This window comes from Streptomyces sp. NPDC097129 (assembly GCF_055668065.1).
This window is the reverse complement of sequence record NZ_JBVOQE010000072.1, coordinates 1-1,262: the sequence shown is the minus strand read 5'-3', so window position 1 is coordinate 1,262 and position 1,262 is coordinate 1. Positions and strand designations below refer to the sequence as shown.

The window sequence follows — 1,262 nt, the reverse complement described above, 5'->3', positions numbered from 1 at the left end:
CCCCACTGGCCGAGGAAAAGAGCGCGCTCGTCGAGCAGCCACGAGTACTCGGACAGCGAGATTCCCTTGACGATGCGCGAGCCCCAGAAGGGAGGTGTCGGCACCGCGATGTCGGCTGCGACATCGGAACGCTCCGGCAGGACCACGGGAACCGCTGCAGCCTTACGCTTTTCGGCGATGCGCTTGGAACGCTCGTGACGAGCCTTACGCTCGGCAGCCTTCTCGCGAGCAGCGATGGCCTCCGGGCTGTCCGGCGCCGGGCCGCCACCACGCTTGGTCGTCATGATCTGGTCCATCAAGTTCAGACCCTCGAAAGCGTCGCGGGCATAGCTGACGTCGCCCTCGTACACCTCCTGCAGATCGTTCTCGACGTACGAACGCGTCAGCGCGGCACCACCCAGCAAAACCGGGAACTGTTCCGAGACACCGCGAGAGTTCAGTTCCTTGAGGTTGTCCTTCATGACCACTGTCGACTTCACGAGCAGTCCGGACATGCCGATGACATCGGCCTTGTGCTCGATCGCAGCATCGAGAATGGTCGCGATGGGCTGCTTGATGCCGAGGTTCACGACGTCGTAACCGTTGTTACTCAAGATGATGTCGACAAGGTTCTTGCCGATATCGTGGACGTCGCCCTTGACCGTCGCAATGACGAGGCGACCCTTGCCGTCGTCGTCCGTCGCTTCCATGTGCGGCTCGAGGAACGCAACTGCTGCCTTCATGACCTCGGCGGACTGCAGAACGAACGGCAACTGCATCTGTCCGGAGCCGAACAGCTCGCCGACGGTCTTCATGCCCGAGAGCAAGGTCTCGTTGATGATGGCCAGCGGAGGCTTGATCGTCATCGCCTCGGTGAGGTCGTCGTCGAGGCCGTTGCGCTCGCCGTCGACGATGCGGCGTTCGAGCCGGTCGAACAACGGAAGTCCCGCGAGTTCCTGCGCACGGGACTCGCGCGCCGACGCAGCCGAGACACCCTCGAACAGAGCCATCAGCTTCTGCAGCGGGTCGTAGCCCTCGCTACGACGGTCGTAGACCAGGTCGAGTGCGGTTTCACGCTGCTCGTCCGGAATTCGCGCCATCGGCAGAATCTTGGACGCGTGAACGATCGCCGTGTCCAGACCGGCCTCGGTGCACTCGTGCAGGAACACCGAGTTGAGGACCTGCCGTGCCGCCGGGTTCAAACCGAACGAAATGTTCGAGATACCCAGGGTGAAGTGCAGTTCCGGGTACGCAGCCTTGAGCTGACGGATCGCTTCGATGGT

The 1,262-nt window shown here is 62.5% G+C and carries 1 protein-coding gene; it reads right to left on the bottom strand.

The window, feature by feature from the left end; all coding sequences use genetic code 11:
* On the bottom strand, nt 1–1,262 hold a 1,262-nt coding region (locus AC0B9F_RS38170; RefSeq protein WP_472010410.1), incomplete at both ends, for a B12-binding domain-containing protein.